Source organism: Serratia sp. BNK-23 (assembly GCF_047456145.1).
In the GTDB taxonomy this organism is placed as follows: Bacteria; Pseudomonadota; Gammaproteobacteria; order Enterobacterales; family Enterobacteriaceae; genus Serratia; species Serratia nematodiphila.
The window spans coordinates 4,721,851-4,748,506 of the sequence record NZ_CP179900.1 but is presented as its reverse complement, the minus strand read 5'-3'; the positions used below and the strand labels follow the sequence as shown (position 1 = coordinate 4,748,506).

The following is a 26,656-nucleotide window of genomic DNA, read 5'->3' as shown; positions in this document are numbered from 1 at the left end:
GCTAAATGGGGAATAAGACGATGGCAATTTTGAATCACACACTGGGTTTTCCTCGCGTTGGGCTACGACGTGAGCTGAAAAAAGCTCAGGAAAGCTACTGGGCTGGCAACTCAACGCAGGAAGAGCTGTTGGCGGTTGGCCGCGAGCTGCGCGCTCGCCATTGGCAACAGCAACAGCAGGCCGGGGTGGATTTGGTGCCGGTCGGCGATTTCGCCTGGTACGATCATGTGTTGACCACCAGCCTGCTGCTGGGCAACGTGCCGGCGCGCCATCAGAATGCGGATGGCTCGATCGATCTGGACACGCTGTTCCGCATCGGCCGTGGCCGCGCACCGACCGGCGAGCCGGCGGCCGCGGCAGAAATGACCAAATGGTTCAACACCAACTACCACTACATGGTGCCCGAGTTCCAACAAGGCCAGCAGTTCAAGCTGGGCTGGACCCAGCTGCTGGATGAAGTGGACGAAGCGCTGGCGCTTGGTCACCGCATCAAACCGGTGCTGCTGGGCCCGGTGACCTATCTGTGGCTGGGTAAAGTGAAGGGCGAGCCGTTCGATCGCCTGTCGCTGCTGAAAGACATTCTGCCGGTTTACCAGCAAGTGCTGGCCGAACTGGCGAAACGCGGCGTCGAGTGGGTGCAAATTGACGAGCCTGCGCTGGTGCTGGAGCTGCCGCAGGCCTGGCTGGACGCCTTTAAACCGGCTTACGAAGCGCTGCAGGGGCAGGTTAAGCTGTTGTTGACCACGTATTTCGACAGCGTCGGCCACAACCTCGATACGGTTCGCACGCTGCCGGTACAGGGGCTGCACGTCGATCTGGTCGCCGGTCACGACGATATCGCCGCGCTGAGCGCCGCATTGCCGCAAGACTGGCTGCTGTCGCTGGGCGTGATCAACGGCCGCAACGTTTGGCGCGCCGATCTGAGCCGCTGGTTCGAACGTCTTCAGCCGCTGGTGGGCACCCGCCCGTTGTGGATTGGCTCCTCCTGTTCACTGCTGCACAGCCCGATCGACCTGAGCGTGGAAAGCCGTCTGGATGAAGAAGTGAAAAGCTGGTTCGCCTTCGCTCTACAAAAATGCGCCGAGTTGGCGCTGCTGGCTGCGGCGCTGAACGCGCCTGACGCGGCGAAGCAAGCCGAACTGGACGCCTACAGCGCACCGATCCGCGCCCGCCGTCAGTCGAGCCGTGTACACAATGCGCAGGTTGAGCGCCGTCTGGCCGCGATCACTGCGCAGGACAGCGAGCGCCACAGCGCTTACGCCGAGCGCGCCAGGGCGCAGCGCGAACGTTTCAACCTGCCGGCCTGGCCGACCACCACCATCGGTTCGTTCCCGCAAACCACCGAGATCCGCGGCCTGCGCCTGGATTTCAAACAGGGCCGTTTGGACGGCAACAACTACCGCACCAGCATTGGAGAGCACATCAAACAGGCGATCGTTGAGCAGGAGCGCCTCGGGCTGGACGTGCTGGTGCACGGTGAAGCCGAGCGCAACGACATGGTGGAATATTTCGGCGAGAACCTCGACGGCTTCGTGTTTACCCAGAACGGCTGGGTGCAGAGCTACGGCTCCCGCTGCGTGAAGCCGCCGGTGATCATCGGTGACGTCAGCCGCCCGGAAGCCATTACCGTCGAATGGGCCAAATTCGCCCAGTCGTTGACCGACAAGCCGGTGAAAGGCATGTTGACCGGGCCGGTGACCATCCTGTGCTGGTCGTTCCCGCGTGAAGACGTGACCCGTGAAGTGATTGCCAAGCAGATTGCGCTGGCGCTGCGCGACGAGGTGGAAGATTTGGAAAAAGCCGGCATCGGCATCATTCAGATCGACGAACCCGCCCTGCGCGAGGGGCTGCCGCTGCGCCAATCCGACTGGGCCGCCTACCTGAACTGGGCGGTGGACGCCTTCAAACTGAACGCCGCCGTGGCGCAGGATGACACCCAGATCCACACCCACATGTGTTACTGCGAGTTCAACGACATCATGGACTCCATCGCCGCGCTGGACGCCGACGTGATCACCATCGAGACCTCGCGTTCCGATATGGATCTGCTGGAAGCCTTCAAAGAGTTCGAATACCCGAACGAAATCGGGCCGGGCGTCTACGATATCCACTCGCCGAACGTGCCGAGCGTGGAATGGATCGAAGCGCTGCTGCGTAAAGCGGCGCAGAACATCCCGGCGGAACGCCTGTGGGTTAACCCGGACTGCGGCCTGAAAACCCGCGGTTGGCCGGAAACCCGGCAGTCGCTGGCCAACATGGTATTGGCGGCGCAGCGCCTGCGCGAGCAGGCGTGATGGCGTGCGGCGGATGAGCTCCGCCGCTTACAGATTGACTGGTGTGATGATTGGGCGCTTCGGCGCCCTTTTTTATGCGGGGGAGGTTACTTGACGCCGTGCTGGGCGAACCACGCCAGCATGCGTTGCCAGCCGTCTTGCGCCGCTTCGGCGTTGTAGCTGGGACGATAATCGGCGTTGAACGCATGCCCAACCTCGGGGTACACCACGATTTCGGCCTCGGCGTTGGCGGCGCGTATCGCCTGGCGCATGGTTTCCACCGTCTCCAGCGGAATGCCGCTGTCCTGCCCGCCATACAGCCCCAGTACCGGCGCCGACAGGTGGGTGGCGACATCGACCGGATGCTTCGGTGAATTCAGCGTTTTCTCGCCGACCAGTTTGCCGTACCAGGCGACCGCCGCCTTCAACTGCGGGTTGTGCGCCGCGTACAGCCAGGTAATGCGACCGCCCCAGCAGAAGCCGGTGATCGCCAGCTTGCCGGCGTCGCCGCCGTGGCGGATAGCCCAGTGCGCGGCGTGATCCAGATCCGACAGCACCTGACGATCCGGCACCCTGGTCACCAACTGCTGGAACAGCTCGCCGATATCGCTGTAGTCGTTGGCATCGCCCTGGCGAAAATAGAGCTCGGGCGCGATCGCCAGATAGCCCTGCTTGGCCAGGCGACGGCACAGATCCTGAATGTGCTCATGGACGCCGAAGATTTCCTGCACCACCAGCACGATGGGAAAGGGGCCGCTCTGATCGGCGGGTTTGGCGACGTAGGCCGGCAGCGCGTCGCCCTGAGAAGGGATGGTCGTTTGCCCGGCATGAATGCCCTGTTCGTCGGTGATAATCGCGGAGGCGGCCAACGGCGCGGCGGCCGGGGCGAATCCCCCCTGAGCCTGTTCTAATGTCATCACATGTTCGGTTTTCATTGCGGTCTCCGTGCAATAGAAAAAAGCGCTGAGATTAACTATAGGAAAGATTACCCATTATTGGCGCTGCGTGGCGCACTTTCGGACAAGTCGATAAAAAACGGCTAATTATCTGGCTTTGCGGCATTTTTAAGCGCTTTTTATCATGTTATTACGCGTTTTGGCCCGCGTAAGTGCCATAAGGTGCGTTAGAGGGCTTTTTTGCCCCTAAGCAACCGATAAGATGGAGTTATTTCGGATTGATGAGCTAAATAGTTTCAGCCGGCAACCAACGGGCAGGGAGCTGCAAGGTTTGTCGGCTAGACTGAGGTTTAGCGGTGCATTCTGGATGCCTTATAGTGATAGTGATTTTTTGTGATAAAAATCACAAAAAATATGTAGCATGTAATTTGTTTCTCTTTTCATAGTGACTATCGTCACGAAATTAAGCGGCGATTTTCAGTAGAGTGCTTTTTTGTTCCTCCCAATAAACATGATCCATGAGGAGTCTCGTATGTCTCAGTCTGACGTTTTTCATCTCGGCCTCACCAAGAACGATTTACAAGGGGCCCAGCTTGCCATCGTGCCGGGCGATCCGCAGCGCGTAGAGAAGATTGCCAAGCTGATGGAAAATCCGGTGCATCTGGCCTCCCATCGTGAATTCACCACCTGGCGCGCAGAGCTGGACGGCAAGGCGGTGATCGTCTGCTCCACCGGTATTGGCGGCCCCTCTACCTCTATCGCGGTGGAAGAGCTGGCGCAGCTGGGTATTCGCACTTTCCTGCGCATCGGCACCACCGGCGCCATTCAGGCCAATATCAACGTCGGTGACGTGCTGGTGACTACGGCGGCGGTACGCCTCGACGGCGCCAGCCTGCACTTTGCGCCGATGGAGTTCCCGGCGGTTGCGGACTTCGCCTGCACCACCGCGCTGGTGGAAGCGGCCAAAGCCAGCGGCGCGACCACCCACATTGGCGTAACCGCCTCTTCCGATACCTTCTACCCGGGCCAGGAACGTTACGACACCTACTCCGGCCGCGTGGTCAGCCGTTTTAAAGGCTCGATGGAAGAGTGGCAGGCGATGGGCGTGATGAACTATGAAATGGAATCCGCCACGTTGCTGACCATGTGCGCTAGCCAGGGCCTGCGTGCCGGCATGGTGGCTGGGGTGATCGTCAACCGCACCCAGCAAGAGATCCCGAACGCCGAGACCATGAAAAACACCGAAAGCAAAGCGGTGCAGATCGTGGTGGACGCTGCCCGCCGTCTGCTGTAATCGCCTTCCCTCAACGGGCCGCCGCCGCGGCCCGTTTTTCCATTCGCGACTAATCTGTTACGGTGATACTCCTCAGCGCTGCGCCGATGGCCGCCGCGCGTTGTCATAACAAAAACAATGAGGACGTTTATGACCGCCCAGATCCTGCTTCATCCTTCGCTTGCGCCGCTCGACGGCGGCATTAATTTCCGTGACTTCGGCGGCAACGGCGTGGCCGACGGGCGCCGCATCAAGCGCGGCCTGCTGTTTCGTTCCGGTTCCCTCGAGCGGCTGACGGAAAACGACTGCGCCTTTCTCGCCGGCGTGCCGGTGCGTTCGGTGCTGGACTACCGCGATGCCGACGAAGTGCAGGCCAAACCGGATATTCTGTGGAATGGCGCCGACTATCATCACGTGCCGGCCAACCCGCTGAGCAGCGAAGTCAACGCCAACCTGGAGAAGCTCACCAACGAAACGCTGGCCGCTTTCGACGCCCGCGCGTTCATGCTGGAACTGTATCGCCGCCTGCCGTTCGGCAATGTGGCCTATCAGCGGTTGGCGCAGCTGCTGAGCAACCCCGGCGGCGGCGCGATCGTGCAGCACTGCGCAGTCGGCAAGGATCGCACCGGGGTCGGTTCGGCACTGGTGCTGTTCGCGCTGGGGGCCGACGAAGCGACGGTGCTGGAAGACTATCTGCTGACTGAAACCACGCTGGCCACTTTCCGCGAGCAGATGCTGGATCAGCTCTCTATCAAGCTGAATGCGGCGGCGCTGGAGCAATTCGCCTACGTGCTCAGCGCGCGCGAGGAGTTCCTGATGACGGCGCTGGGCTGCATCCGTCAGCAATACGGCTCCACCGACCGCTGGCTGGAAGCGGAATACGGTCTGGGCGCGGCCCAGCGCGAAGCGCTGCAGGCGTTCTACCTCGAGTAAATCGCTGCGTGTTTAACCGGGGTTTAACTCGCCCCGGCTTATCCTAGGCGGCGAACCATCGCGTATCAGGAGCCCCGTATTGAGCCTCAATGACGTTATCAACTGGGTCAGCGACGTCGTGCGTCAGCACGAAGGCTGGGCCATTCCCATCATCTTCTTCCTGGCGTTCGGCGAGTCGCTGGCGTTTTTGTCGCTGCTGCTGCCGGCCACGGTGATCCTGCTGGCGCTGGGCGCGCTGATCGGCGAAAGCGGCATCGCCTTTTGGCCGATTTGGGCCGCCGCCGCCGCCGGGGCGTTTTTCGGCGACTGGCTCTCTTACTGGATCGGCTATCACTATCAGGATCGCGTGGCCCATATGTGGCCGCTGTCGCGCAATCCGCAGCTGCTGGCGCGCGGCCACGCCTTCTTTGAACGCTGGGGCGTGCTGGGCATTTTCATCGGCCGCTTCTTCGGCCCGCTGCGCGCCGTGGTGCCGTTGGTGGGCGGCATTTGCGGCATGCCGCAGCGCTATTTCCAACTGGCCAACGTCACGTCGGCGATGATCTGGGCGTTCGGCATTCTGGCGCCGGGGGCGTTCGGCATCAAGTGGCTCAGCCAGTGGCTGGGTTGATTTCTCGCTAAATTGCGCAGCGCCGCGCAATATTGTGCGCGGCCGGCAAAATCAGGCTGGACATCCATACAGCCTCCCCTTAACGTGACGGGCAATGGGCGTGCAAAACGCCGCAACGGCAAGGTGCAACAGGAGGCAGGGTGGATACCAGTCTGATTTATGGGATTGGCGGCGTAGCGATCGGCATGCTGTTGGGGTGGCTGATCGCCAGTCTGCGGGTGCAGCAGACGCATGCGCAACATGAAACCGAGCTGCGGTTGCTGGAGCAAGCGTTGCAGCAGGCGCAGCAGGAAACGGCGGCGCGACAGGAAACGCTGCAGCGCCACGAGCAGCAGTCGCGCCAGAGCGAGCTGGAGCTGCGCAATCTGCACAGCCAACTGGCGGCCGGACATGAGAAGCTGCAACAGCTCAACCATTGGCGCAACGAATGCGAGCTGCTCAATCAGGAGCTGCGCGCCCAGCGCGAGGTTAACAGCGCGCAGGAAGCCGAACTGCGCGAAGTCACCATCCGTCTGGAAGAGACGCGTATGGCAGCGGAGGAGAAGCAGCGCCTGCTTATCAACAGCGAACAGCGGCTCACCACCCAGTTTGAAAATCTCGCCAACCGCATTTTTGAACACAGCGGCCGCAAGGTGGACGAGCAAAATAAGCAAAGTTTGGATCGTTTACTGTTGCCGCTGCGCGAACAGCTGGACGGTTTCCGCCGGCAGGTGCAGGACAGCTTTGGCCAGGAGGCGCGGGAGCGCCATACGCTGACGCACGAGATACGCAATCTGCAGCAGTTGAACGCGCAGATGGCGCGCGAGGCGATCAACCTCACCAAGGCGCTGAAAGGCGACAACAAAACGCAGGGCAACTGGGGCGAGGTGGTGCTGAGCCGGGTGCTGGAGGCTTCCGGCCTGCGCGAAGGACATGAGTATGAAACGCAGGTCAACGTGCGGGTGGATCATCAGAGCCGCATGCAGCCCGATGTGATCGTGCGCCTGCCGCAGGGTAAGGATGTAGTGATTGACGCCAAGATGTCGCTGATCGCCTACGAGCGCTATTTCAACGGCGAGGATGAGGCGGAGCGCGAAGCGGCGCTGAGCGAACATATCGCCTCGCTGCGCGGCCACATCCGCATGCTGGGCCGCAAGGACTATCAGCAGCTGCCGGGGCTGCGTTCGCTGGATTATGTGCTGATGTTCATTCCGGTCGAGCCTGCCTTCCTGCTGGCTATCGATCGCGAGCCGGAGCTGATCAGCGAAGCGCTTAAGCACAACATCATGCTGGTCAGCCCGACCACGTTGCTGGTGGCGCTGCGTACCATCACCAACCTGTGGCGCTATGAGCATCAGAGCCAGAACGCCCAGCGCATCGCCGATCGCGCGGCGAAACTGTATGACAAGATGCGGCTGTTCGTGGACGATATGTCCGCGCTGGGGCAGAGCCTGGACAAGGCGCAGGGCAGTTATCGTCAGGCGATGAACAAACTGAGCGAAGGCCGTGGTAATCTTATCGGCCAAATTGAAGGTTTCCGCGCGTTGGGGGTTGAGGTCAAACGGCCGATAAACCCGCTGCTGGCGCAGCAAGCCGGCGCGCAACACGATGAAGCGGAAGAGGCGAACGACGATGATGTCGCCGCGCTGCCGCAGACGAACGACGATGACGATACCGCCGGGGAGCCGGGCTTCGTTTCGCACGGCTGAGGCCGTGGCGAGGTGGGGTATTCACCGGGCTTCTGGTACACTCATCCACACAAAATTGACTGAATAGCAGGCAGGACAATGGCAGATCAATCGCAGGAAACCACCGATTTCGGTTTTCGCACCGTCGCTAGAGACGAAAAACAGGCCATGGTGGCGGACGTTTTCCATTCGGTAGCGGCAAAGTATGACGTGATGAACGACCTGATGTCGTTCGGTATTCACCGTATCTGGAAGCGTTTCACCATTGACTGCAGCGGCGTGCGCCGCGGGCAGCGCGTGCTGGATCTGGCCGGCGGTACCGGCGACCTGGCCGCCAAGTTCTCCCGCATGGTGGGCGAGCAGGGGCAGGTGGTGCTGGCGGACATCAACGATTCGATGCTCAAGATGGGGCGCGAGAAGCTGCGCGATCGCGGCATCGTCGGCAACATCAATTACGTGCAGGCCAACGCCGAAGCGCTGCCGTTCCCGGACAATTACTTCGATTGCATCACCATCTCCTTTGGCCTGCGTAACGTCACTGACAAAGACAAAGCGCTGCGCTCGATGTTCCGCGTGCTGAAGCCGGGCGGCCGTCTGCTGGTGCTGGAATTCTCCAAGCCGCTGCTGGCGCCGCTGAGCAAAGCCTATGACGCCTACTCTTTCCACGTGCTGCCGAAGATCGGCGAGCTGGTGGTGAAAGATCCGGACAGCTACCGCTACCTGGCGGAATCGATCCGCATGCACCCCGATCAGGAAACCCTGAAGGGCATGATGGGCAACGCCGGTTTTGAAAACGTCACCTATTTCAACCTGACCGGTGGTATTGTCGCCCTGCATCGCGGCTTCAAGTTCTGAGAGGGAGATGCCGATGCTGTTTACCCCTCTGCTGACCGGTGCGCTGGAAACCTCGCTGAATAACCTGCTGTTTCGCGATCGCAGCATGAAAGCCGCCCGCCAACGCCTGGTGGGCAAGGTGCTGCGCATCGAACTGGAAGAGTTGGCTTCGCCGCTGGTGCTGGTGTTCAGCGAACTGCGCGTGGATGTGCTGGGGCAGTCTGAAGACAGCGCCGATTGCACCGTGCGTAGCCGCATTCCCTCCTTGCTGAAGCTGCGCGATCGCCAGCAGTTGCCGGTGCTGATGCGCAGCGGCGAATTGACAGTGGAAGGCGATATTCAGGTGGTGCAACAGCTGGTTGGCCTGCTCGATCTGGCGGAGTGGGATCCGGCGGAGTGGCTGGCGCCCTACATCGGCGATATCGCCGCCCAAGGCATTACACAGGCGCTGGGAAAAGGCGCCTCGCTGCTGAAAGCCGGCTTTATGCGCCGGCAGCAAGACATGGCTGAGGCGTTGACAGAAGAGTGGCGCCTGGCGCCGGGGCCGCTGGAAGTGGTGTGGTTCAACGAAGAAGTTGACGTACTCGCCCGCAGCGCGGAAGCGCTGATTGCCCGCATGGACAAGTTGGAGGGCAAGCGATGACCCCAGGCGAACTGCGCCGTTTGTATTTTATCGTCCGCGTTTTTCTCAGCTACGGGCTGGACGAGCTGATCCCTAAAATGCGGTTGACGCTGCCGCTGCGCTTTGGCCGCCGGCTGCTGTTCTGGATGCCGAATCGGCACAAGGACAAACCGCTGGGTGAACGTCTGCGGCTGGCGCTGCAGGAACTGGGGCCGGTCTGGATCAAGTTCGGCCAAATGATGTCGACCCGTCGCGATCTGTTCCCGCCGCACATTGCCGATCAGCTGACGCTGCTGCAGGATCGGGTGGCGCCTTTCGATGGCGCGTTGGCGCGTAAGCATATCGAGCTGGCGATGGGCGGCCCGCTGGAGACCTGGTTCGATGACTTCGATCAGCAGCCGCTGGCCTCTGCCTCGATCGCGCAGGTGCATACCGCGCGGTTGAAAACCACCGGCCAGGAAGTGGTGCTGAAGGTGATCCGGCCGGATATCGGGCCGATCATCAAGGCCGACGTGCGTCTGATGTACCGGTTGGCAGGCTGGGTGCCGAAGCTGTTGCCGGACGGCCGCCGTCTGCGCCCGCGCGAAGTGGTACGCGAGTATGAGAAAACTCTACTGGACGAATTGAACCTGCTGCGCGAAGCGGCTAACGCCATTCAGCTGCGCCGCAATTTCGACGGCAGCCCAATGCTGTACGTACCGGAAGTTTATTCCGACTACTGCCGCGAAAGCGTATTGGTGATGGAGCGCATTTACGGCATTCCGGTCTCGGACATCGCCACGCTGGAACAGCAGGGCACCAACATGAAACTGTTGGCGGAACGCGGCGTCCAGGTGTTCTTTACCCAGGTCTTCCGCGACAGCTTCTTCCATGCGGACATGCATCCCGGTAATATTTTCGTCAGCTACGAACATCCGGAAGATCCTTGCTACATCGGCATCGACTGCGGCATCGTCGGTTCGCTGAACAAGGATGATAAACGCTACCTGGCGGAAAATTTCATCGCCTTCTTCAACCGTGATTACCGCAAGGTGGCGGAACTGCACGTCGACTCCGGGTGGGTGCCGCGCGACACCAACGTGGAAGACTTCGAATTCGCCATCCGCACCGTGTGCGAGCCGATTTTCGAGAAGCCGCTGGCGGAGATTTCCTTCGGCAACGTGCTGCTGAACCTGTTCAACACCGCGCGACGCTTCAATATGGAAGTGCAGCCGCAGCTGGTGTTATTGCAGAAGACCTTGCTGTATGTTGAAGGACTGGGGCGTCAGCTCTATCCGCAGCTGGATCTGTGGACCACCGCCAAGCCGTTCCTCGAGAGCTGGCTGCGCGATCAGGTCGGCATTCCCGCCGTGGTGCGTGCGCTGAAAGAGAAAGCGCCGTTCTGGGCGGAGAAGCTGCCGGAACTGCCCGAGCTGTTTTACGATAGCTTGCAGCAGCATAAACTGTTGCAACAAAGCGTTGATAAGCTGACCAACCAGATGCAGGCTCAGCGGGTTCGTCAGGGGCAGTCACGTTATTTGTTCGGCGTTGGCGCTACACTGTTGGTAAGCGGCACGCTGTTGCTGCTGGGGCAAATCGAGGTGTTTCCCGCCTGGATGATGGCCGCCGGCATCGTATGCTGGGTGATTGGCTGGAAGCGAACCACCTGATTTAATTCGTTACTCTGGTAAAGTCGGCTCTATAATGCGGGCTGGCTTTAAAAGACCCTTTAAAATTAGAGGTAATTAAAATGGGCGGTATTAGTATTACGCAATTGTTGATCATCGCAGTGATCGTGGTGCTGTTGTTCGGTACCAAAAAACTGCGCACGCTGGGCTCCGATCTCGGCGCCTCGATCAAGGGCTTCAAGAAGGCGATCGGCGACGATACGCCGTCGACCCCCAACACGGCTGAGAAAAGCAGCCTGGATGACGCTGACTTCTCGGCCAAGCCTATTACCGATAAGCAGCCGGAAGTGAAACCGGAAGAGTCGAAGAACAAAGAGCAGGTATAAACCGTGTTTGACATTGGGTTTAGTGAGCTGCTGCTGGTGCTGGTGATCGGCCTGGTTGTTCTGGGGCCGGAACGCTTGCCGGTCGCGGTCAGAACGGTATCGGGCTGGATCCGCGCGCTGCGCTCGCTGGCGGCCTCGGTGCAGCACGAACTGTCTCAGGAGCTGAAGCTGCAGGAGCTGCAGGACAGCCTGAAAAAAGCGGAACAGGCCGGCCTGCAGAACCTGACGCCGGAACTGAAGGCGTCGATGGATGAGCTGAAAGACGCGGCGGAATCATTGAAACGCACCTACCAGGGCGAGAAAGAAGAGCTGGCGAACACCATTCATAACCCGCAGATCACCGATCCGGAAGCCTTGCACGACGGCGTGACGCCGGCGGAAGCGGCAACCCGCGCCAGTGCGCCCGCCGCCGCGCCAAAACCGGCAGCGGAACCTGAAGCCGTCGCGCCGGTGGCGGCGCAACCGGCTAAAGCGCCGGCGGAAACCGCGCCGGCACCTGTCGAACCTGTTGCGGATAAAACCCCAGCGTCTCACCAACCTAGTGGCGATCGTTAATACATGGCTGTTGAAGATACCCAACCCCTTATCAGTCATCTGATAGAGCTGCGCAAGCGGCTGCTTAACTCGATTATTTGCGTGCTGGCGGTGTTCGTGGTGCTGGTGTTTTTCGCCAACGACATCTACCAGTTGGTCTCTGCGCCGCTGCTCAAGCAGCTGCCGGCCGGGGCGAGCATGATCGCTACCGACGTGGCGTCACCGTTCTTTACGCCGATCAAATTGACCATGATCGTCTCGGTGTTCGTCTCCGCGCCGATGATTTTGTATCAGGTGTGGGCATTCATCGCGCCGGCGCTGTACAAGCATGAACGCCGCCTGATGATGCCGCTGCTGGTGTCCAGCAGCCTGCTGTTCTACCTCGGCATGGCTTTCGCCTACTTCATCGTGTTCCCGCTGGCCTTCGGCTTCTTTGCCAAGACCGCGCCGATGGGGGTGACCATTGCCACCGACATCAAAAACTACCTCGATTTCGTCATGGCGCTGTTTATGGCGTTCGGCGTCGCTTTCGAAGTGCCGGTCGCCATCATTCTGCTGTGCTGGAGTGGCGTCACCTCGCCGGAAGATCTGAAGAAGAAACGGCCGTATGTGTTGGTTGGCGCGTTTGTGGTCGGCATGCTGTTGACGCCGCCGGACGTGTTCTCGCAAACCCTGTTGGCAATACCGATGTATCTGCTGTTTGAAGTGGGGGTGTTCTTCGCCCGCTTCTATACCGGCAAACGTCGTCCGCAGGCGGAAGAAGAAGACGAGGGTGACGAACCGCCAGCTCCCTGATCCATCTTGATTGCGAAGCCGCCCATTGGGCGGCTTTTGCTTTGGAAAAAATCATGTTTGATATCGGCGTTAATCTCACCAGCAGCCAATTCGCCAAAGACCGCCAGGCGGTGGTGGAGCGCGCCCGCACCGCAGGGGTGACCGGGATGTTGATTACCGGCACCGATCTGCCGGAGAGCCGCGAAGCGGCGGAATTGGCGCAGCAACATGCGGGCTACGGTTGGTCTACCGCCGGTGTGCATCCGCATTACGCCAGCGGTTGGGATGAACACACTGCCGAGCAGATTTATGCGTTAGCCGCACGCCCTGAAGTGGCGGCGATCGGCGAATGCGGCCTGGATTTTAATCGCAACTTCTCGACGCCCGTACAGCAGGAAGCGGCGTTCACCGCGCAGCTGGCGCTGGCGGCGGAGTTGGCGCTGCCGGTGTTTCTTCATTGCCGCGACGCACACGCACGTTTTGCCGAGCTACTGACGCCGTGGTTGGATAAACTGCCCGCGGCCGTGGTGCACTGCTTCACCGGCACCGCCGAAGAATTAACAAGCTGCCTGTCGTTGGGCCTGTCGATCGGGATTACCGGTTGGGTCTGCGACGAGCGGCGCGGCCTGGAATTGCGTGCCCTGTTGCCGCAGATCCCGGCCGAGCGTCTGCTGCTGGAAACGGACGCCCCTTATCTGTTGCCCCGGGATTTACAGCCTAAACCCGCATCTCGCCGCAACGAACCCTGTTTCCTGCCCCATATCGTGCAGCAGGTCGCCGTCTGGCGGCAGGAAGAGCCGCAATGGCTGGGGCAAAAAACCGATGAGAACGCCCGCCGGCTATTCCGGCTGGTTTGAGCTAGGAGAAAACTATGAGCTATGCATTTCCGGGCACCTTCCCTGGTCGCCGTATGCGCCGCGTGCGCCGTCACGACTTCAGCCGCCGCCTGGTGGCCGAGAATCAACTGACGGTCAACGACCTGATTTATCCGGTGTTTGTCATGGAAGGCAGCAACCGCCAGGAAGAAGTGGCCTCGATGCCGGGCGTATCACGCATGACGATCGATCTGCTGGTGAAGGAAGCGGAAACCATCGCCAAACTTGGCGTGCCGGTGATTTCCCTGTTCCCGGTGATCGAACCGAGCCTGAAATCGCTGCATGCGGAAGAAGCCTATAACCCGGAAGGGTTGGTACAGCGCACGGTGCGCGCGCTGAAAGACGCGGTGCCTGAACTGGGCATTCTGACCGACGTGGCGCTCGATCCCTACACCACGCATGGGCAGGACGGGGTGATCGATGAGCAGGGTTATGTGATTAACGACGTGACCAAAGACATTCTGGTGCGTCAGGCGCTGTCCCATGCCGAAGCGGGCGCGGAAATCGTGGCACCGAGCGACATGATGGACGGCCGCATCGGGGCGATCCGCGATCGTCTGGAATTGCAGGGCCTGGTGAATACCCAAATCATGGCCTACTCCGCCAAGTATGCTTCCTGCTACTACGGCCCGTTCCGCGATGCGTTGGGCTCCAGCGGCAACCTGAAGGGCGGCAACAAGAAGACCTATCAGATGGATCCGGCTAACAGCGACGAAGCGCTGCAGGAGATTGCGCAGGATCTGCAGGAAGGTGCGGACATGGTGATGGTGAAACCGGGCATGCCGTACCTCGACGTCGTGCGCCGCGTGAAGGATACCTTCGGTGTGCCAACCTTCGCTTATCAGGTGTCCGGCGAGTACGCCATGCATATGGCGGCGATTCAGAACGGCTGGCTGCAGGAGCAACCTGCGGTGATGGAATCGTTGATGTGCTTCAAACGCGCCGGCGCCGACGGCGTGCTGACCTACTTCGCCAAGCGTGTCGCGCAGTGGCTGCACGACGATGCGATGCGTCGCTAAGCGCAAAATGAGCCAACAAAAAGGCGCCTGAGGGCGCCTTTTGCATTACATCTTCTGGAACTGTCGGTTGTCGATGCTTTGACTGACCTGCTTGTTGATCAGGTTCAGCAACAACATGGAACGCGCCTCGCCGTCCGGTTCGGTGTAGATCGCCTGCAGCCCTTCGAACACGCCGTCGACGATCAGAACGGTATCCCCTGGCTGTGGGGTTTCCGGATCGACATAGGTTTCGCTGGCGTGCGTGCGCAGCTCATCGATCACCTTGCTCGGGATGACGCTCGGCAACGTGCCGAAACGCACGAAGTGGCTGACGCCACGGGTGGCGCTGATGGTGGTGGTGTGAATGCGCTCCGGATCGAACTCCACAAACAGATAGTTGGGAAACAGGGGTTCGCTGACCGCGATACGCTTACCACGCACGATCTTTTCCAGCGTGATGATCGGGCTGAGGCAGTTTACCTGCTGCCGCTCCAGATGTTCCTGCGCCCGCAACAGCTGACCGCGTTTGCAATAAAGTAGATACCAGGATTCCATAATTTCACATGCCTTTCTGCCAGCCGGTAAGCATATCAAAAGCTATTCCGGATACATAGTGATGCAAGTTTCAGTGTGTAACATCACCTATCTCTATGAATCTGCGGCTATTAGCGAGGGGTCACACACTTATCGATACGGTGCTGGTATAACAGAGGGCTAAAAATTTGTTACCGTCACAGTATGGCAGGCGCTGCGCCGCCGGCTGTGACGCTATTCATCGTTTTGACCGAGAGGGAAAGAAATGGAGCTGTTTCTGTTGAGCAACGGCAAGCTGTCTGGCGAAGCCGAGCTGCTGGGGTACGCCAAAAGCCAACTGCTGGCGATGATTGCGCGTCGCGGCATCAAATCCGCCGTCTTTATCCCTTACGCCCTGATCCGTTACGACTACGACCAGCGTGCGCAGGAACTGGCGCAAACGCTGGGCATCGAAGTCACCAGCATCCACCACGCCGCTTCGCCGGCGGCGGCGATCGCGCAGGCGGAGTGCATTTTGGTCAGCGGCGGCAATACCTGGTTGCTGAACCAAATGCTGCACGAACAAGGCCTGATCGTGCCCATCCAGCGCGCGGTGCGCGAGCGTGAAGTGCCTTACGTCGGCTGGAGCGCCGGTTGCAACGTGGCCACGCCGAGCATTCGCACCACCAATGACATGCCGGTGCGCTGCAGCGTGGTGCTGCCGGCGCTGGGGCTGTTCCCGGTGCAGATCAACCCGCACTACATCGACGCACATATCAGCGGCCACATGGGCGAAACCCGTGACGAGCGCCTGGCGGAGTTCTGCGCGGTCAATCCAAGCGAGTCGGTGGTGGCGCTGCGTGAAGGTAGCCTGCTGCACGTTGAAGGCAATGCGCTGCGTTACTTCAGCGCTAACGGGCAGGGCTTCAAGGTGTTCCGCCACGGTGAGGAGACGCGTGAATATCAGGATACGCGCGCGCTGGCTGCGCTGGTGCCGTTCAACTGCGGCTGAGGGCCACCCGGCGGCGGGCGGCGTTAACAAAATTGCAGCAACAACCGTGAAGAGGGCTTATAATGCCCTCCCCACTGGCCGTTATAATGATCAGCATGAAATACCGTGACTTACGCGATTTCCTCTCGTTGCTGGAGAAGAGAGGGGAACTAAAACGCATCAGCCAGCCGATCGATCCTTACCTGGAAATGACGGAGATTGCCGATCGCACCCTGCGAGCGGGCGGTCCGGCACTGCTGTTTGAAAACCCGAAAGGGTATGACATGCCGGTGCTCTGTAACCTGTTCGGCACCGCCAATCGCGTGGCGATGGGCATGGGGCAGGAAGACATCAGCGCGCTGCGCGAAGTCGGCAAACTGCTGGCGTTCCTCAAAGAACCGGAGCCGCCGAAAGGCTTCCGCGATCTGTTCGACAAAATGCCAAAGTTCAAGCAGGTGCTGAACATGCCGACCAAGGTGCTGGGATCCGCGCCTTGTCAGGAGCAGGTATGGCAGGGTGACGATGTCGATCTCAGCCGTATTCCGGTGATGCACTGCTGGCCGGAAGACGCTGCGCCGCTGATCACCTGGGGGCTGACGGTGACCCGCGGCCCGCATAAGGAACGGCAAAACCTCGGCATCTATCGCCAGCAGGTGCTGGGCAAGAATAAAGTGATCATGCGCTGGCTGTCGCATCGCGGTGGCGCGCTGGATTATCAGGAGTGGTGCCAGGCGCACCCGGGCGAGCGTTTCCCGGTCGCGGTGGCGCTGGGTGCCGATCCCGCTACCATCCTCGGTGCGGTCACGCCGGTGCCGGATACCCTGTCTGAATACGCCTTTGCCGGGCTGCTGCGCGGCAATAAAACCGAAGTGGTCAAGTGCCTTTCCAACGATCTGGAAGTGCCCGCCAGCGCCGAAATCGTGCTTGAAGGCTATATCGAGCCGGGTGAAATGGCGCCGGAAGGCCCCTACGGCGACCACACCGGTTACTACAATGAAATCGACCAGTTCCCGGTGTTCACCGTCACCCACATCACCCAGCGCCGCAACGCGATCTACCACTCGACCTACACCGGCCGGCCGCCGGATGAGCCGGCGATCCTGGGCGTGGCGCTGAATGAAGTGTTCGTGCCGATCCTGCAAAAGCAGTTCCCGGAAATCGTCGATTTCTATCTGCCGCCGGAAGGGTGCTCGTACCGTCTGGCGGTAGTGACCATGAAAAAACAGTACGCCGGCCACGCGAAACGCGTGATGATGGGCGTCTGGTCGTTCCTGCGGCAGTTTATGTACACCAAATTTGTTATCGTCTGTGACGATGACGTCAATGCGCGCGACTGGAACGACGTGATTTGGGCGATCACCACACGAATGGATCCGGCAAGGGATACTGTTCTGGTGGAGAATACGCCGATCGACTATCTGGACTTCGCCTCGCCGGTTTCCGGCCTGGGTTCGAAGATGGGGCTGGACGCCACCAATAAATGGCCGGGTGAAACCGATCGCGAATGGGGCCGTCCGATTCAGATGGATGAAAAGGTACGTGCGCGCGTCGACGAAATCTGGGATGAGCTCGCAATCTTCAGTGACAGGGAACCGACGTTATAGCGTCAGGCCCTGTTCTCAGCTTTGCATTGATGACCCGACAGAGGGAACGCATGACAATATTGAGCTGTAAAGTGACCTCGGTAGAGGCCATTACCGATACGGTTTATCGGGTACGTCTGGTGCCCGAACAGCCGTTTTCTTTCAAGGCAGGGCAATATCTGATGGTGGTGATGGATGAGCGCGACAAGCGCCCGTTCTCACTGGCATCAACCCCGACGCAGCAAGATTACATCGAGCTGCATATCGGCGCTTCGGAGCTGAATCTGTACGCCATGGCGGTGATGGATCGCATCCTGAAAGAGCAGGCGATCACCGTTGACGTGCCGCATGGCGACGCCTGGCTGCGGGAAGAGGGCAGCCGTCCGTTGGTGCTGATCGCCGGCGGCACCGGTTTCTCTTACGCGCGTTCAATCCTGTTGACCGCGCTGGAGCAGCAGCCGGATCGCGACATTTCAATCTACTGGGGCGGGCGTGAGCTGAAGCACCTGTACGATTTGAGCGAGCTGGAAGCGCTGTCGTTGCAGCATCCGAATCTGAAGGTGATCCCAGTGGTCGAGCAGCCGGAGGCTGAATGGCGTGGCCGCAGCGGCACCGTGCTTAGCGCGGTGCTGCAGGATTTCGGCACGCTGGCGGAGCATGACATTTACATCGCCGGGCGTTTCGAGATGGCGAAAATCGCCCGCGAGCGTTTCTGCGCCGAGCGCGGCGCGCTGGAAGCGCATATGTTTGGCGACGCGTTTTCGTTTATCTGACACAGGCGATGCGCAGTGAACGGGGTGGCCGAGGGTCGCCCCGTTTTTATTTGGGCGTCGGCAAATTTCAGGCATAAAAAACCCGCCCCTGACAGGCGGGAAGAACGGCAACTAAACTTGGCGGGATGCCGCGATTTGAAGTGGTGACGCGGTCATCCCAAGATAGACACAGCTAAACGCGTTCAAACACGGTGGCGATACCCTGGCCCAGGCCGATGCACATGGTCGCCAGGCCGAACTGCGCGTCGCGACGTTCCATGTTGTTCAACAGGGTGGTCGAGATGCGGGAGCCGGAACACCCCAGCGGGTGGCCGAGCGCGATGGCGCCGCCGTTCAGGTTAATCTTGTCGTCGATGCTGTCCATCAGCCCCAGATCCTTGATGCACGGCAGCGACTGGGCGGCGAACGCTTCGTTCAGCTCGAACAGATCGATGTCCTGCACGCTCAGACCGGCGCGTTTCAGCGCCAGCTTGCTGGCCGGCACCGGGCCGTAGCCCATGATGGACGGATCGCAGCCGACGACCGCCATCGAGCGGATGCGGGCGCGGGCCTTCAAACCGAGCGCTTTGGCGCGCGATTCGCTCATCAGCAGCATGGCGGAAGCACCGTCCGACAGGGCGGAGGAGCTGCCGGCGGTGACGGTGCCGTTGACCGGATCGAACGCCGGGCGCAGGGCCGACAGGCTTTCGACGGTGGTCTCCGGGCGAATGACTTCATCGAAATCGTAACGGGTCAGCACGCCGTCGGCGTCGTGGCCGTTGGTCGGTATGATCTCGTTTTTAAAGTAACCGGCCAGCGTTGCTGCATGCGCGCGCTGGTGGGAGCGGGCGGCAAATTCATCCTGCATCTGGCGACTGATGTTGTGCATCTTGGCCAGCATTTCGGCGGTCAGCCCCATCATCCCGGCGGCCTTGGCCACGCTGCGGCTCAGGCCCGGATGGAAATCCACGCCGTGATTCATCGGCACATGGCCCATGTGTTCCACGCCGCCGATCAGGCTGATGTGCGCGTCGCCCACCATGATGGCGCGTGCCGCGTCGTGCAGCGCCTGCATCGAAGAGCCGCACAGGCGGTTGACGGTCACCGCCGGCACGCGGTGCGGGATCTCGGCCAGCAGCGCGGCGTTGCGGGCGATGTTGAAGCCTTGTTCCAGCGTCTGCTGCACGCAGCCCCAGTAAATGTCATCAATCTCGGCGGCGTCCAGCGCCGGATTGCGGCTCAGCACTTCACGCATCAGGTGAGCGGAGAGATCTTCGGCGCGTACCTGGCGGAATGCGCCGCCCTTGGAGCGGCCCATCGGCGTGCGTACGGCATCAACAATAACTACGTTTTCCATCTTTATGACCTCATGCCGGTTGGCGGGTAGCGACGTCGGACAGCGGTGTCGCCACCGGGTAGTAGCTTTCATTGCGTTCGGCCTTGGCGCGCAGACCGGCCGGCACCTGGTACAGGGCGCCGAGGTGTGCGTAACGCTGGGCCAGCTCAACGTAGTTGGCGGTGCCGAGCGTATCCAGGTAGCGGAACGCGCCGCCGTGGAACGGAGGGAAACCGATGCCGTAGACCAACGCCATATCGGCTTCGGCCGGGCTGGCGACGATATTTTCTTCCAGGCAACGCACCACTTCGTTGATCATCGGGATCATCATGCGCGCGATGATTTCTTCGTCGCTGATGGTCTGGCGCGGTTGGCTCACTTCGGCCAGCAGCGCATCGGTCTGCTCATCGTTGTCCTTGCGCGGTTTGCCTTTGCTGTCCTGGCTGTAGCGGTAGAAGCCCAGTTGATTTTTCTGACCGAAGCGCTGGTTGTCGAACATCACGTCAATGGCGTCGCGGTAGTCTTTGCTCATGCGATCCGGGAAACCGGCGGCCATCACGGCCTGCGCGTGGTGCGCGGTGTCGATGCCCACGACGTCGAGCAGGTAGGCCGGGCCCATCGGCCAGCCGAACTGTTTTTCCATCACTTTATCGATTTGACGGAAGTCGGCGCCGTCGCGCAGCAGCAGGCTGAAGCCGGCGAAGTACGGGAACAGCACGCGGTTGACGAAGAAGCCCGGGCAATCGTTCACCACGATCGGCGTTTTGCCCATGCGGCTGGCGTAGGCCACCACTTTGGCGATGGTGTCATCGCTGGTCTGTTCGCCGCGGATGATTTCAACCAGCGGCATGCGGTGCACCGGGTTAAAGAAGTGCATGCCGCAGAAGTTTTGCGGGCGCTTCAGCGATTTTGCCAGGTGATTAATCGGAATGGTCGAGGTGTTCGACGCCAGAACGGTGTCTTCACCGATCAGGCCTTCCACTTCCGACAGCACGGCGGCTTTGACTTTCGGATTCTCGACGACCGCCTCAACGATCACCTGCGCGCGCTCGATGCCGGCATAGTCCAGCGTCGGCTGAATGGTCGACAGCACCTGCGCCATTTTCAGGCCATCCAGCTTGCCGCGCTCCAGCTGCTTGTTGAGCAGCTTGGCCGCTTCTCTCATGCCCAGCGTCAGCGACTTGTCGCTGATGTCCTTCATGATCACCGGTACGCCTTTCAGCGCCGATTGGTAAGCGATACCGCCGCCCATGATGCCGGCGCCCAGCACCGCCGCCTGTTTTGGCGCATCCACATTCTTGGCCAGCTTTTTCGCCTGGCCCTTCACGAACTGATCGTTAAGGAAGATGCCGACCAGCGCGCGCGCTTCGTTGGAGCGGGCCAACGGCACGAAGCTGGCGGTTTCCAGTTTCAGCGCTTCATCGCGGCCCAGCTTGGCGGCGGCTTCAATGGTCTTCACCGCGGTCATCGGCGCCGGGTAATGTTTACCGGCGGTCTGCAGTACCATGCCTTTGGCGGTGGTGAAGCTCATCGCCGCTTCAATCGGGCTGAGTTTCAGCGGCTCCAGCTTAGGTTGACGCGCGGCGCGCCAGTCCAGCTTGCCGTCGATCGCCTGTTGCAGCATGTTGAGCGCCGCTTCGGCCAGTTTTTCCGGCGCCACTACCGCATCGACCAGGCCGACTTTCAACGCGTCTTTGGCGCTGACGTCTTTGCCGGCGGCGATGATTTCCAGCGCGCTGTCGTTACCCAGCAGGCGTGGCAGACGGACGGAACCGCCGAAGCCCGGCATGATGCCCAATTTGGTTTCCGGCAGGCCGATGCGCGCGTCCGGCGAGGCGACGCGGAAATCGGTCGCCAGAATGCATTCGCAACCGCCGCCGAGCGCATAGCCGTTAATGGCCGAAATGGTCGGTACCGGCAAATCTTCCAGCCGGTTAAAGACGTTGTTGGCGAATACCAGCCACTCGTGCAGCTTTTCAGCCGGTGCGGCAAACAGAGAAAGGAATTCGGTGATATCGGCGCCGACGATAAATGCGGCTTTGGTGGAGCGCAGCAGCAGCCCCTTGAGCTCAGGCTGGTTTTCCAGCACGGTGAGCGCCTCGCCCAGGCTGGCGACGGTGCGGGTGTCCAGCTTGTTGACCGAGCCTGATGCGTTGAACACCAGCTCGGCAATGCCGTTATCGAGCCAGTGCAGTTGTAATGTTTCGCCTTGGTAGAGCATGTCTATCTCCTGAATCAGCGTATGATCTGGTATGACCAGATGAAGAGGAGTGTGGTTTTTATGTTAAAAATATGCAAATGAGAGATTGCATATTTGCTGGTCTGATCACATCTCACCAAGTTAGTGTTTTGATTTAAAACGGAGTTATATTTTATGTGCTATCGGCATTTGCTGGTGGTTGTCGGCCCTCATACACTTGCCTGCAGCGATTTATCATTCAGACGAGGTTAGGCATGACTAAGGCGGTTTGTGTCAAACGCAGCGGCTTATGGAGCATTCCCGCCAGAACCATGACGCTGGCGTGTCTGTTGGTGTTTATGGCGCAGATGGCGACGACCGTGTATCTGCCTTCGCTGCCGACGGTGATGCGCGAGCTGGCGATGAGCCGGCGCGCCACCGAGCTGTCCATTTCGATCTTCGTCATCGGCGCTGCCTTACCGGTGCTGTTCTGGGGCGCGGCTGCCGATCGCTTTGGCCGCCGAGCGCCGCTGACGCTTTCCCTGCTGCTTTTCATTGGCTGCAGCGGACTGTTGGCGCTGTGCAGCAACGGTACCCAATTACTGGCGCTGCGTGCGCTGCAAGGTGTGGGTGCCGGTGGTGCGGCGATCATTGCGCGTATCATCGTGCGGGATAACTGGAGCGGTGATGAGCTGGCGCGCCGTCTGTCGGTGCTCTCCATCGCTTTCATCACCGCGCTGGGCGGGGGGCAGTTTATCGGCGGCCTGCTCAGCCAATATTCGCACTGGCAGATGGGCTTCGTCCTGATGGGCGCCACCGGTTTGATCATTCTGGCGCTGATGGCGACGCTGCCGCTGGAGGCGGGACGGGCAGGGGGCGTGCGCCCGGCGATGGCGGCAACCTACTTTGCCATCCTGCGGCGGCCGGGGTTCTTCTGGCCGGCCTGCGTCGGCGGATTGGGCTTCGCCACCACGGTGACATTGCAGGAGGTGAGTCCGTTCGTCATGCAGCAGGGTTTTGGTCTCAACGTCACGGCGTTCGGTGCCCTGGGGCTGGTGATCGGCGTCGCCTACTTCAGCGGGGCGCTGACAGTGAACCGCACGGTGGCGCGTGTCGGCGGGAAAAAACTGATGCAAACCGGCAGCGGTATCGTGGCTCTGGCGACGGCGGCGATCCTGCTGTTGTGGTGGAGCGGCATTCTGGCCGGCCTTTCCGGTATGGCGCTGTTCATCGCGCTGTATTGCCTGACCATTTTTGGCCAGGCGGTGCTGTTTCCCAACAGCATGGCGATGGCCGTCAGCGATGCCAAAGAGTACGGCGCCTATGCGATGGCGCTGTGTGGCTTTCTGCAGCAGTGTCTGGCGGGCGTCGCCGCGGCTGGCGCGGTGTTGTTGGAACACCATGGCCTGTGGGCGCTGGCGATAGCGCTGCTCGGTTTGGGCGGCTGGTTAATGGTTAAGCTGCGGATGTAACGGCATTTGCAGGGAATTGCGAGCTGCTCCGCATGCCCAACGCGATGAGGTTGGTGCGCCGGAGCGCTGTGTTAAGATGACTTCTTTCGTGCTAAGGCATAAGGGTACTGTGATGGAAACGCTGGCTTCTTTGTATAACGACCACCTGGCAGAGCTGCAAAAACGCGCGCGCGAAGTGCTGGAGCGCAACAAGTTGGATGCGCTGCTGATTCACTCCGGTGAGCTGCAAAAGGTATTTTTGGACGACCATAGCTATCCGTTCAAAGTGAACGCGCATTTCAAAGCCTGGGTGCCGGTGACGTCGGTGCCGAACTGCTGGTTGTGGATCGACGGTGTCAATAAGCCGAAGCTGTGGTTCTACTCCCCGGTCGACTACTGGCACAGCGTAGAGCCGCTGCCGGACAGTTTCTGGACCAAATCCCTTGAATTGATGCCGTTGGCCAACGCCGACGCCATCGCCCAGCAGCTTCCGCCGCAGCGCGAGCGCGTGGGCTATATCGGTTATGCGCAACAGCGCGCACGCGATCTCGGCATTTCTTCTGAAAACATCAACCCGAAAGCGGTGTTGAACTACCTGGATTTCCACCGTTCTATCAAAACCGGCTACGAGCTGGCCTGCATGCGCGAAGCGCAGAAGACGGCGGTAACCGGCCATCGTGCGGCGCATGAGGCGTTCCTCTCCGGTATGAGCGAGTTCGACATCAACCTGGCCTACCTGACGGCGACAGGCCACCGCGATACCGACGTGCCTTACGACAACATCGTAGCGCTGAACGAACACGCTTCGGTACTGCACTACACCAAGCTGGATCATCAGCCGCCGGCCGAACCCCTGAGTTTCCTTATCGACGCCGGCGCGGAATATAACGGCTATGCCGCCGATCTGACCCGCACCTACGCGGCGCAAAGCGGCAGCGAGTTCGCCCACTTGGTGAAAGATCTCAATGGTGAACAGCTGGCGCTGATCGACACCATCAAGCCCGGCGTGCGCTATACCGACTACCATGTGCAAATGCATCAGCGCATCGCCAAGCTGCTCAAGAATCACAAGTTGGTGAACGGCCTCAGCGAAGAGGCGATGGTTGAAACGGGTATTACCACGCCGTTCCTGCCGCACGGGCTGGGCCATCCGCTGGGCCTTCAGGTGCACGACGCCGCCGGCTTTATGCAGGACGAGCAAGGCACCCATCTGCCGGCGCCGTCCAAGTATCCATTCCTGCGTTGCACCCGCGTGTTGCAGCCGGGCATGGTGTTGACCATCGAGCCAGGTCTGTACTTCATCGAGTCTCTGTTGGCACCGTGGCGCAGCGGTGAATTCAAGCAGCACTTCGCCTGGGATCGTATCGATGCGCTGAAGCCGTATGGCGGCATCCGTATCGAAGACAACATCGTGATCCACGAAAAGCGCATCGAGAACATGACGCGCGATCTGAACCTGGCCTGATGCGGCCTTACCCGATACCGGCGGAAGCCACCTGCTTTACCGAAGAAATAAAGAAGAGCCGTTTTATCACCCTGCTGGCGCCGACCAGCGGGGTAGAAGCGGCAAAGGCGTTTATTCAGCAGGTGCGGGATGAGCATCCGGCGGCGCGACACCATTGTTGGGCTTTCGTCGCCGGCAGCCCCGATGACTCGCAGCAACTGGGGTTCTCAGACGACGGAGAGCCGTCGGGCACCGCCGGCAAACCGATCCTCGCGCAGCTGATGGGGAGCGGCATCGGTGAAGTGACCGCCGTGGTCGTGCGTTACTATGGCGGCGTCAAGCTGGGCACCGGCGGGCTGGTGAAAGCCTATGGCAACGGTGTTCAACAGGCGTTGAAGCAGTTGGCGTTGGCACAAAAGGTGCCGGAAGCCGAATATATCTTGCAGTGCGACTATGCGCAGTTGGCGTTGGTGGAGAACTTGCTGCAGCAAACCGCAGGTCGGATCCTGCAGGGCGAATACGGCGCCGCCGTCGTGCTGCATCTGGCGTTGCCGGCCACCGAGGTCGAACTGTTTGGGAATAAATTGCGTGATCTCAGTCGCGGTAATTTGCAATTAACCCCCATTTCGCAATAATTCCTCCCAATTGAATTGCTAAGGATCGTGCTGAAATGCATTTTCGCGCCATAACCCGTATCGTTGGTCTGCTGGTCATCCTGTTCTCCGGGACGATGTTTATTCCCGGCCTGGTGGCATTGATTTACCGCGATGGGGCGGGGCGCGCGTTCAGCCAAACCTTCTTCGTGGCGCTGACCATCGGTCTGATGCTGTGGTGGCCGAACCGCAAACAGAAACACGAGCTGAAGCCGCGTGAAGGCTTCCTGATTGTCGTGCTGTTCTGGACCGTGCTGGGCAGCGTGGGGGCATTGCCGTTCCTGTTTTCGGAACGGCCCAACTTGTCGCTGACCGACGCCTTCTTTGAATCCTTCTCGGGATTGACGACTACTGGCGCAACGACGCTGGTGGGGCTGGACTCGTTGCCGAAGGCCATCCTGTTCTATCGCCAAATGCTGCAATGGATGGGCGGGATGGGGATCATCGTGTTGGCGGTGGCGATACTGCCGATACTTGGCGTCGGCGGCATGCAGCTGTATCGAGCGGAAATGCCCGGGCCGCTGAAAGATAACAAGATGCGTCCACGCATCGCCGAAACAGCCAAAACCCTGTGGCTAATCTATGTGTTGCTGACCGTCGCCTGTGCGCTGGCGCTCTGGGGGGCCGGGATGTCGGTGTTCGACGCCATCGGCCACAGTTTCTCGACCATCGCCATTGGCGGGTTTTCTACCCACGACGCCAGTATCGGTTATTACGCCAGTCCGACTATCAACACCATCATCGCCGTGTTCCTGCTGATTTCCGGCTGTAACTACGGCCTGCACTTCGCTTTGCTAAGCGGCCGTAGTCTGAAGGTGTACGGGCGCGATCCTGAATTCCGCATGTTCATCTTCGTTCAGTTGACGCTGGTGGTGGTATGCACGTTGGTGCTCTGGGGACATGGCGTCTATAAGAGCGGTATGGAAACGCTCAATCAGGCGTTCTTCCAGGTGGTATCGATGGCGACCACGGCCGGTTTTACGACCGACAGCATCGCCAAGTGGCCGCTGTTCCTGCCGATGTTGTTGCTGTGCTCGGCGTTCATCGGCGGCTGCGCTGGCTCGACCGGAGGCGGCCTGAAGGTGATCCGTATTCTGCTTCTGTACCTGCAGGGCTCGCGAGAGTTGAAAAGGCTGGTGCACCCCAACGCGGTCTATACCATCAAATTGGGCAATCGCGCACTGCCGGAACGTATTCTGGAAGCGGTGTGGGGATTCTTCTCCGCCTATGCGCTGGTGTTTATCGTCAGCATGCTGGCGATCATTGCCACCGGCGTTGACGATTTTTCCGCGTTCGCCGCAGTGACGGCAACACTCAATAACCTTGGCCCCGGCCTGGGCGTGGTGGCAGATAACTTCACCACGATGCCGGCGGCGGCCAAGTGGATCCTGGTGGTGACGATGCTGTTCGGGCGCCTGGAAGTGTTTACATTGCTGGTGCTGTTCACGCCAACTTTTTGGCGTGAGTGAGCC

24 protein-coding genes are annotated in these 26,656 nt (G+C 60.2%); 20 read left to right on the top strand and 4 right to left on the bottom strand.

Annotated elements, in window-relative coordinates; translation table 11 throughout:
• The first annotated feature begins 5 nt into the window (after window positions 1–5).
• Window positions 6–2,294, top strand: coding sequence for a 5-methyltetrahydropteroyltriglutamate--homocysteine S-methyltransferase (gene metE, locus ACMGF9_RS22585; RefSeq protein WP_414160439.1), 2,289 nt, complete (start codon window positions 6–8; stop codon window positions 2,292–2,294).
• A gap of 86 nt (window positions 2,295–2,380) precedes the next feature.
• Here the strand turns inward: metE and ACMGF9_RS22580 are convergent, their stop codons facing one another.
• Complete coding sequence (locus tag ACMGF9_RS22580) at window positions 2,381–3,208, bottom strand: dienelactone hydrolase family protein (protein WP_004934429.1); 828 nt, start codon at window positions 3,206–3,208, stop codon at window positions 2,381–2,383.
• Between the two features lie 493 nt (window positions 3,209–3,701).
• Here ACMGF9_RS22580 and udp point away from each other — a divergent pair, with 493 nt between their 5' ends.
• The 12 genes from udp to hemB all read left to right on the top strand — a co-directional run bounded on the left by udp (window position 3,702) and on the right by hemB (window position 14,303).
• Window positions 3,702–4,463, top strand: a complete 762-nt coding sequence (gene udp, locus ACMGF9_RS22575) for a uridine phosphorylase (protein ID WP_004934432.1) — start codon at window positions 3,702–3,704, stop codon at window positions 4,461–4,463.
• A 129-nt stretch (window positions 4,464–4,592) separates the two neighbouring features.
• Window positions 4,593–5,375 (top strand): tyrosine-protein phosphatase, encoded by a 783-nt coding sequence (locus ACMGF9_RS22570; RefSeq protein WP_015376302.1) that lies wholly within the window; start codon window positions 4,593–4,595, stop codon window positions 5,373–5,375.
• A gap of 79 nt (window positions 5,376–5,454) precedes the next feature.
• The gene (locus tag ACMGF9_RS22565) at window positions 5,455–5,985 is read left to right on the top strand and encodes a DedA family protein (protein ID WP_004934438.1); all 531 of its coding nucleotides are present in this window, start codon (window positions 5,455–5,457) and stop codon (window positions 5,983–5,985) included.
• A 140-nt stretch (window positions 5,986–6,125) separates the two neighbouring features.
• The gene (gene rmuC / locus ACMGF9_RS22560) at window positions 6,126–7,673 is read left to right on the top strand and encodes a DNA recombination protein RmuC (RefSeq protein WP_015376303.1); all 1,548 of its coding nucleotides are present in this window, start codon (window positions 6,126–6,128) and stop codon (window positions 7,671–7,673) included.
• Window positions 7,674–7,751: 78 nt separating this feature from the next.
• The gene (gene ubiE, locus ACMGF9_RS22555; RefSeq protein ID WP_004934443.1) at window positions 7,752–8,507 is read left to right on the top strand and encodes a bifunctional demethylmenaquinone methyltransferase/2-methoxy-6-polyprenyl-1,4-benzoquinol methylase UbiE; all 756 of its coding nucleotides are present in this window, start codon (window positions 7,752–7,754) and stop codon (window positions 8,505–8,507) included.
• A gap of 13 nt (window positions 8,508–8,520) precedes the next feature.
• Entirely contained in the window at window positions 8,521–9,129 is a 609-nt protein-coding gene (gene ubiJ / locus ACMGF9_RS22550; protein WP_414160438.1) for a ubiquinone biosynthesis protein UbiJ, read from the top strand.
• Window positions 9,126–10,757 carry a ubiquinone biosynthesis regulatory protein kinase UbiB gene (gene ubiB / locus ACMGF9_RS22545; RefSeq protein WP_004934451.1) on the top strand — a complete coding sequence of 544 codons (1,632 nt, stop codon included), beginning with the start codon at window positions 9,126–9,128 and terminating at the stop codon, window positions 10,755–10,757. The genes ubiJ and ubiB overlap by 4 nt, the downstream gene beginning before the upstream one ends.
• 80 nt (window positions 10,758–10,837) lie before the next feature.
• Window positions 10,838–11,101 carry a Sec-independent protein translocase subunit TatA gene (gene tatA, locus ACMGF9_RS22540; RefSeq protein WP_004934452.1) on the top strand — a complete coding sequence of 88 codons (264 nt, stop codon included), beginning with the start codon at window positions 10,838–10,840 and terminating at the stop codon, window positions 11,099–11,101.
• Window positions 11,102–11,104: 3 nt separating this feature from the next.
• Entirely contained in the window at window positions 11,105–11,656 is a 552-nt protein-coding gene (gene tatB / locus ACMGF9_RS22535; RefSeq protein WP_021504797.1) for a Sec-independent protein translocase protein TatB, read from the top strand.
• A 3-nt stretch (window positions 11,657–11,659) separates the two neighbouring features.
• Window positions 11,660–12,430: a Sec-independent protein translocase subunit TatC gene (gene tatC / locus ACMGF9_RS22530; protein WP_004934456.1), complete on the top strand. Its 771-nt coding sequence runs from the start codon at window positions 11,660–11,662 to the stop codon at window positions 12,428–12,430.
• Between the two features lie 53 nt (window positions 12,431–12,483).
• Window positions 12,484–13,266 carry a 3'-5' ssDNA/RNA exonuclease TatD gene (gene tatD, locus ACMGF9_RS22525; RefSeq protein ID WP_414160437.1) on the top strand — a complete coding sequence of 261 codons (783 nt, stop codon included), beginning with the start codon at window positions 12,484–12,486 and terminating at the stop codon, window positions 13,264–13,266.
• A 14-nt stretch (window positions 13,267–13,280) separates the two neighbouring features.
• Complete coding sequence (gene hemB / locus ACMGF9_RS22520) at window positions 13,281–14,303, top strand: porphobilinogen synthase (protein ID WP_004934463.1); 1,023 nt, start codon at window positions 13,281–13,283, stop codon at window positions 14,301–14,303.
• Window positions 14,304–14,348: 45 nt separating this feature from the next.
• Here the strand turns inward: hemB and rfaH are convergent, their stop codons facing one another.
• Window positions 14,349–14,837, bottom strand: coding sequence for a transcription/translation regulatory transformer protein RfaH (rfaH, locus tag ACMGF9_RS22515; RefSeq protein WP_015376307.1), 489 nt, complete (start codon window positions 14,835–14,837; stop codon window positions 14,349–14,351).
• A gap of 244 nt (window positions 14,838–15,081) precedes the next feature.
• Here rfaH and pepE point away from each other — a divergent pair, with 244 nt between their 5' ends.
• From pepE to fre, 3 genes are all read left to right on the top strand, one after another.
• Window positions 15,082–15,807, top strand: a complete 726-nt coding sequence (gene pepE, locus ACMGF9_RS22510) for a dipeptidase PepE (RefSeq protein ID WP_033631520.1) — start codon at window positions 15,082–15,084, stop codon at window positions 15,805–15,807.
• A 62-nt stretch (window positions 15,808–15,869) separates the two neighbouring features.
• Window positions 15,870–17,390: a 4-hydroxy-3-polyprenylbenzoate decarboxylase gene (gene ubiD / locus ACMGF9_RS22505; protein WP_015376309.1), complete on the top strand. Its 1,521-nt coding sequence runs from the start codon at window positions 15,870–15,872 to the stop codon at window positions 17,388–17,390.
• 50 nt (window positions 17,391–17,440) lie between these two features.
• On the top strand, window positions 17,441–18,142 hold the full coding sequence (fre, locus tag ACMGF9_RS22500) for an NAD(P)H-flavin reductase (RefSeq protein ID WP_004934474.1): 702 nt from the start codon (window positions 17,441–17,443) through the stop codon (window positions 18,140–18,142).
• 172 nt (window positions 18,143–18,314) lie between these two features.
• Here fre and fadA read toward each other — a convergent pair whose 3' ends face one another.
• Together fadA and fadB are read right to left on the bottom strand one after the other, a co-directional pair.
• The gene (gene fadA / locus ACMGF9_RS22495) at window positions 18,315–19,478 is read right to left on the bottom strand and encodes an acetyl-CoA C-acyltransferase FadA (RefSeq protein WP_004934476.1); all 1,164 of its coding nucleotides are present in this window, start codon (window positions 19,476–19,478) and stop codon (window positions 18,315–18,317) included.
• Window positions 19,479–19,488: 10 nt separating this feature from the next.
• Window positions 19,489–21,678, bottom strand: coding sequence for a fatty acid oxidation complex subunit alpha FadB (gene fadB, locus ACMGF9_RS22490; protein ID WP_015376310.1), 2,190 nt, complete (start codon window positions 21,676–21,678; stop codon window positions 19,489–19,491).
• Window positions 21,679–21,911: 233 nt separating this feature from the next.
• On the opposite strand from fadB, the gene ACMGF9_RS22485 reads away from it, so the two are divergent.
• From ACMGF9_RS22485 to trkH, 4 genes are all read left to right on the top strand, one after another.
• Entirely contained in the window at window positions 21,912–23,108 is a 1,197-nt protein-coding gene (locus ACMGF9_RS22485) for an MFS transporter (protein WP_076741128.1), read from the top strand.
• A 112-nt stretch (window positions 23,109–23,220) separates the two neighbouring features.
• Window positions 23,221–24,552 (top strand): Xaa-Pro dipeptidase, encoded by a 1,332-nt coding sequence (gene pepQ / locus ACMGF9_RS22480; protein WP_004934485.1) that lies wholly within the window; start codon window positions 23,221–23,223, stop codon window positions 24,550–24,552.
• Window positions 24,552–25,166: an IMPACT family protein gene (locus ACMGF9_RS22475; RefSeq protein WP_004934489.1), complete on the top strand. Its 615-nt coding sequence runs from the start codon at window positions 24,552–24,554 to the stop codon at window positions 25,164–25,166. Before pepQ ends, ACMGF9_RS22475 begins: the two co-directional genes overlap by 1 nt.
• Before the next feature lie 35 nt (window positions 25,167–25,201).
• Window positions 25,202–26,653, top strand: coding sequence for a Trk system potassium transporter TrkH (trkH, locus tag ACMGF9_RS22470; protein ID WP_004934492.1), 1,452 nt, complete (start codon window positions 25,202–25,204; stop codon window positions 26,651–26,653).
• The last annotated feature ends 3 nt before the right edge of the window (window positions 26,654–26,656 follow it).

What these genes read in the sequence shown, in the direction of transcription:
- metE (WP_414160439.1), top strand. Translation starts at nt 6, where the DNA reads ATGGGGAATAAGACGATGGCAATTTTGAATCACACACTGGGTTTTCCT.
- ACMGF9_RS22580 (WP_004934429.1), bottom strand. Translation starts at nt 3,208, where the DNA reads ATGAAAACCGAACATGTGATGACATTAGAACAGGCTCAGGGGGGATTC.
- udp (WP_004934432.1), top strand. Translation starts at nt 3,702, where the DNA reads ATGTCTCAGTCTGACGTTTTTCATCTCGGCCTCACCAAGAACGATTTA.
- ACMGF9_RS22570 (WP_015376302.1), top strand. Translation starts at nt 4,593, where the DNA reads ATGACCGCCCAGATCCTGCTTCATCCTTCGCTTGCGCCGCTCGACGGC.
- ubiE (WP_004934443.1), top strand. Translation starts at nt 7,752, where the DNA reads ATGGCAGATCAATCGCAGGAAACCACCGATTTCGGTTTTCGCACCGTC.
- ubiJ (WP_414160438.1), top strand. Translation starts at nt 8,521, where the DNA reads ATGCTGTTTACCCCTCTGCTGACCGGTGCGCTGGAAACCTCGCTGAAT.
- ubiB (WP_004934451.1), top strand. Translation starts at nt 9,126, where the DNA reads ATGACCCCAGGCGAACTGCGCCGTTTGTATTTTATCGTCCGCGTTTTT.
- tatA (WP_004934452.1), top strand. Translation starts at nt 10,838, where the DNA reads ATGGGCGGTATTAGTATTACGCAATTGTTGATCATCGCAGTGATCGTG.
- tatC (WP_004934456.1), top strand. Translation starts at nt 11,660, where the DNA reads ATGGCTGTTGAAGATACCCAACCCCTTATCAGTCATCTGATAGAGCTG.
- tatD (WP_414160437.1), top strand. Translation starts at nt 12,484, where the DNA reads ATGTTTGATATCGGCGTTAATCTCACCAGCAGCCAATTCGCCAAAGAC.
- hemB (WP_004934463.1), top strand. Translation starts at nt 13,281, where the DNA reads ATGAGCTATGCATTTCCGGGCACCTTCCCTGGTCGCCGTATGCGCCGC.
- rfaH (WP_015376307.1), bottom strand. Translation starts at nt 14,837, where the DNA reads ATGGAATCCTGGTATCTACTTTATTGCAAACGCGGTCAGCTGTTGCGG.
- pepE (WP_033631520.1), top strand. Translation starts at nt 15,082, where the DNA reads ATGGAGCTGTTTCTGTTGAGCAACGGCAAGCTGTCTGGCGAAGCCGAG.
- ubiD (WP_015376309.1), top strand. Translation starts at nt 15,870, where the DNA reads ATGCCCTCCCCACTGGCCGTTATAATGATCAGCATGAAATACCGTGAC.
- fre (WP_004934474.1), top strand. Translation starts at nt 17,441, where the DNA reads ATGACAATATTGAGCTGTAAAGTGACCTCGGTAGAGGCCATTACCGAT.
- fadA (WP_004934476.1), bottom strand. Translation starts at nt 19,478, where the DNA reads ATGGAAAACGTAGTTATTGTTGATGCCGTACGCACGCCGATGGGCCGC.
- fadB (WP_015376310.1), bottom strand. Translation starts at nt 21,678, where the DNA reads ATGCTCTACCAAGGCGAAACATTACAACTGCACTGGCTCGATAACGGC.
- ACMGF9_RS22485 (WP_076741128.1), top strand. Translation starts at nt 21,912, where the DNA reads ATGACTAAGGCGGTTTGTGTCAAACGCAGCGGCTTATGGAGCATTCCC.
- pepQ (WP_004934485.1), top strand. Translation starts at nt 23,221, where the DNA reads ATGGAAACGCTGGCTTCTTTGTATAACGACCACCTGGCAGAGCTGCAA.
- ACMGF9_RS22475 (WP_004934489.1), top strand. Translation starts at nt 24,552, where the DNA reads ATGCGGCCTTACCCGATACCGGCGGAAGCCACCTGCTTTACCGAAGAA.
- trkH (WP_004934492.1), top strand. Translation starts at nt 25,202, where the DNA reads ATGCATTTTCGCGCCATAACCCGTATCGTTGGTCTGCTGGTCATCCTG.